Below are 4357 nucleotides of genomic sequence, written 5' to 3' on the forward strand. Positions count from 1 at the left end.
ACGACCGGCGCGCGATCGCGTCGCGGCTGCGGCGGCACGGCGTCGACGTGGTCGACGCGCCGCCCGACGACCTCGCGCCCGCGCTGGCCGATCACTACCTGGCGATGAAGGCCACCGGCCGCCTCTAGGTGCTCGCCAGAGAACTCAGCGGGTGGGCACCACGTCGGGGGCGTCGTCGACGTCGCCCGTCTCACCCGCCCGCACGGCCTTGCGGCCGAAATGCACGATGTAGGCGAGGAAAGCGAGCTCCGCGGCCACCCCGATCGCGATGCGCACGAAGGTGGGGAACGGCGCGGGCGTCACCAGCGCCTCGATCAGACCCGACACCAGCAGCACCGCGACCAGTCCGATGGCCACCGACATCACCGCTCGGCCCTGCTCGGCGAGCACCTGCCCGCGGGGCCGGTCGCCCGGCGACACCACGGTCCATCCCAGCCGCATCCCGGCCGCCGCCGCGAGGAACACCGCCGTGAGCTCCAGCAGCCCGTGCGGCGCCAGCAGACCCAGGAACACGTCGCCCTTCCCCGCGTCGAACATCAAGCCCGCCGAGACGCCGAGATTGGCCGCGTTCTGGAACAGGATGTACGGGATCGGCAGGCCGAGCAGGATCGCGAAGACGATGCACTGGGCGGCCACCCACGCGTTGTTCACCCACACCCGCAGCGCGAACGACCCCGCGGGGTTCTCGCTGTAGTAGGCGGCGAACTCCTCGTTGACGAGCTTGGCGATCTCGTCCGGCGTGCCGATCGTGGCCTGCACCTCCGGGGTGCCCGCCACCCACAGCGCGATCACCGCCGCGACGGCGAAGAACGCCACCGCCGAACCCAGCCACCAGCGCCACGACCGGTAGGCCACCACCGGGAACGACACTGTCCAGAACCGGACGAACTCCGACCACAGCGGTGCGTGGGCCGCGGTGACCGCCGACCGGGCCCGCGCCACCAGCCCCGACAGCCGGCCCACCAGCATGGAGTCGGCCGACGCGCTGCGCACCATCGACAGGTGTGTCGACACCCGCTGATACAGGTCGACCAGCTCGTCGATCTCGGCTCCGGTGAGCCTGCGGCGGCGCTTGATCAGCTCATCGAGCCGGTCCCACGTGCGCCGGTGGGCCAGCACGAACGCGTCGACATCCACCCGGGCCAGCCTAGTAGCGTGGCGACATGGTCTCCCAGCCCGAGCCGGTGGTGACCGGGGATGCGGTCGTCCTCGACGTGCAAATCGCCCAGCTGCCGGTGCGTGTCCTGGCGGCCATCATCGACGTGATCGTGGTGCTGGCCGGCTACCTCGTCGGGGTGCTGCTGTGGGCGTTGACGCTGACCGACCGCGATCCCGCCTTCGTCGCGGCGGTGCTCATCATCTTCACCGTCGTGACCATCGTCGGCTATCCCGTCGTCTTCGAAACGGCGACGCGCGGAAAATCATTGGGGAAGATGGCACTCGGCCTGCGGGTGGTGTCCGAGGACGGCAGCCCGGAACGCTTCCGCCAGGCGCTGTTTCGCGGATTGTCCGGCTTCATCGAGCTCTGGACGTTCACCGGCGGGCCCGCGGTCATCTGCAGTCTGCTCTCGGCGAAGGGCAAGCGCATCGGCGACATCTTCGCCGGCACCGTGGTGATCAGCGAGCGGGCGCCGAAGATGCCCCCGCCGCCCGCGATGCCGCCGTCCATGGCCTGGTGGGCAGGCACGCTGCAGCTCTCCGGGCTGCGCGCCGAGACGATCGAGCTGGCCCGCCAGTTCCTCAACCGGGCACCGCAACTCGACCCGCGGATCCGTGAGGTGATGGGGCACCGGATCGCCGCCGACGTGGTCGCGCAGATCTCGCCGCCGCCACCGCCGGGCGCACCGCCGCAGTACGTGCTCGCCGCCGTCCTCGCCGAGCGGCACCGCAGGGAGTTGGTGCGGCTCGGTGCGCACACCGCACCACCGGGACCACCCCACCCGCAGACCCCGCCGTTCGCACCCATTCCCGCGACCTACACCGCACAGCCGCCGTACGCACCCGCTCCCCCGACGTATGCGCCGCAGCCCGGCGGGCAGCCGGGCGGCTTCACTCCCCCGAGTTGAGCCCGAGGGCCATCAGCACGGCCGCCGCGATCCCGGCGGCGGCGCGGACGTGGTTCCACGCCGTCCAGGTCGAGAGATAGGCGGCCCATTCGCGGGTGGCCTCCGCCACGCCGAGTGCAGTGGGGTCGACGGTGTCGAGGTGGTTGTTGAGCGGCACGTTGAACGCCATCGTGATGGCGAAGCCGGCCACGCCCGCCACCCCGCCGGCCAGCAGCAGCGAGCCGCCGGGCTGGCCGATGCGCACCACCGCGACAACCACGACGGCGGCCGACAGCAGCGCCGACCCGACGAACACCAGCAGGAACGGCCCGTTGGCCTGCGCCTCGGCGTTCATCCCGCGCATCGCGGTGATCGCGGCGACGGGTCCGGTTCGATCGAGTCCGCGCATGACGATCGTGGAGAACGCGTAGAACACCCCGCCGACCACGGCGGCGGCGATCGCGGCGGTGACGGTGAGGGCGACGACGGGATTGAGGCTCATGCGTCGACTCAACCGCGCCTGAGCGAGACGATCCATCGTCGATCGTCCCGGTTCCATACGCAGGCGTCTGGGTCTACGCTCGCGGCGTGGACGCTGTGGTCGGCTTGCTCGACGGGGTGCGGGCGCGCGGAGCGTTCGTGCTGCGGATGGTGATGGACCCGCCGTGGTCGATGAAGATCCGGGACGAGGCGCCGCTGACGCTGATCTGCCAGACCCACGGCAGCGCTGCCATCGTCGGCCCGCTCAGCGGCACAACCTGGCTGCATCCCGGCGACGTCGCGGTCGCCCGCGGCACCCAGCACTATGTGTTCGCCGACGACCCGACGAGCGTCCCGACGGTGGTGATCCACCCGGGGCAGCGGTGCACCACGGTGTCCGGCGCGGATCTGCGTTTCGAGATGTCCGTCGGCGTCCGTACCTGGGGCAATTCGGCAGCCGGCTCCACCCGTGCGGTGGTGTGCGCCTACGAGGGGCGCAGCGAGGTGAGCACACGGCTGCTCGACGCGCTGCCGCCGGTGCTGGTGGTGCGCTCCGGCGAGTGGGACAGCCCGCTGGTCGACCTGCTGGCCGACGAGGCCGGTTGCGACGGTCCCGGCCAGGAGGCCTACCTGGATCGGCTGCTGGACCTGCTGCTGATCGCGGTGCTGCGCAACTGGTTCGGCCGCGACGGTCACGCGCCGACGTGGTGGTACGCCGAGCAGGACGCGGTGGCCGGCCCGGCGCTCAAGCTGATGTACAACAATCCCGCCCACCCCTGGACGGTCGCCGAACTCGCTGCGGCCGTCGGTGTCTCGCGCGCCGTCTTCGCACGACGGTTCACCGGGCTGGTCGGCGAGCCGCCGATCGCATTTCTGACCCACTGGCGGCTGGCGCTGGCCGCCGACCTGCTGCGCGACGGCGGGAACACCATCGCCGCGGTGGCCCGCCGCGTCGGCTACAGCACGCCGTTCGCGTTGAGCAGTGCGTTCAAGCGGGCCTACGGGATGAGCCCGAACGCACACCGCATCGCGGCGCGGTCCGCGCCGGCGCCCGACGCCGCCGCGCTGTGAGACTGGTTCTGCGACAGGCGGTTCAGTCCCACCAGAAGTTCCAGATGTCGAAGCCCAGCCGGTTGGCCAGCGCGTCGATGGAACCCGACCCCTGGAGCACGGAGTCGGTGCAGTACAGGAACGCCTCCAGCGCCGCCGAGCGCATCGCGGACGGCGACCGTGGCGGCTGGGTGACGCGCAAGACCATGGACTCGTCGTCGAGTGCTGCGACGTGGGCGTCGAACTTGCCCGCCCAGCGCCGCAGGACCGCGGTGTGGCCGCTGCCGGTGATGTTGTAGTTGACGGCGCCGGACCACTGCAGCAACGCGGGCACGTACCAGGGCGCCGGCGTGGGCACCAGCGCCAGCCGGTCGAACCGGCCGGTGTCGTCCATCTCCGCCCAGGTCTGTCTCCGGTGGGTGCGCTGCAGACCGATGAGCTCGACGCCCTCGGCCCGCGGCAGGTCGTCGTTGTGCGCGGTGTAGGAGCGGTATTCACGTTCCAGCCAGGCCGCGCCTTCGGGGCCGCCGGTCCACAGCGCCGGATCCTCGACGCCGCCGTCACCGCCGATGCGGTGCCACGTGCGCGCTGTGATGAGCACCGGCCACAGACCGGTCTGCGGGAACAGGTTCCGGATCTGTGCCCACAACCGCGCCGCCTCGTCACCGGGGGGCACCGGCACCGTCCACAGCGGCCCGCCGTGCGCCAGCACGCCGTCGTGGCGGCTCACCTCGGCGAGTTGGACGCCGTGCGCGACGAAGGCGGCGGCCGGGTCGGCGGGC

5 protein-coding genes are annotated in these 4357 nt (G+C 71.7%); 2 read left to right on the plus strand and 3 right to left on the minus strand.

The genetic code is table 11. The features are described 5' to 3' along the window. Nucleotides 1-144: 144 nt before the first annotated feature. Nucleotides 145-1137 (minus strand): stage II sporulation protein M, encoded by a 993-nt coding sequence (locus Q2100_RS29875; protein ID WP_264012300.1) that lies wholly within the window; start codon nucleotides 1135-1137, stop codon nucleotides 145-147. 98 nt (nucleotides 1138-1235) lie between these two features. Between Q2100_RS29875 and Q2100_RS29880 the strand changes: the two genes are divergently transcribed. Beyond that, nucleotides 1236-2066, plus strand: a complete 831-nt coding sequence (locus tag Q2100_RS29880) for an RDD family protein (protein ID WP_407667722.1) — start codon at nucleotides 1236-1238, stop codon at nucleotides 2064-2066. Here Q2100_RS29880 and Q2100_RS29885 read toward each other — a convergent pair. Then, the gene (locus Q2100_RS29885) at nucleotides 2050-2547 is read right to left on the minus strand and encodes an anthrone oxygenase family protein (RefSeq protein WP_302916931.1); all 498 of its coding nucleotides are present in this window, start codon (nucleotides 2545-2547) and stop codon (nucleotides 2050-2052) included. The genes Q2100_RS29880 and Q2100_RS29885 overlap by 17 nt on opposite strands. A gap of 86 nt (nucleotides 2548-2633) precedes the next feature. Between Q2100_RS29885 and Q2100_RS29890 the strand changes: the two genes are divergently transcribed. Then, the gene (locus Q2100_RS29890) at nucleotides 2634-3596 is read left to right on the plus strand and encodes an AraC family transcriptional regulator (protein ID WP_302916932.1); all 963 of its coding nucleotides are present in this window, start codon (nucleotides 2634-2636) and stop codon (nucleotides 3594-3596) included. Nucleotides 3597-3618: 22 nt separating this feature from the next. Here Q2100_RS29890 and Q2100_RS29895 read toward each other — a convergent pair. After that, a partial coding sequence (locus tag Q2100_RS29895) for a DUF4253 domain-containing protein (RefSeq protein WP_302916933.1) occupies nucleotides 3619-4357 on the minus strand: 739 nt, incomplete at its 5' end.

Origin of the sequence: Mycolicibacterium arseniciresistens (assembly GCF_030519285.1) — a bacterium.
Lineage (GTDB): Bacteria > Actinomycetota > Actinomycetes > Mycobacteriales > Mycobacteriaceae > Mycobacterium > Mycobacterium arseniciresistens.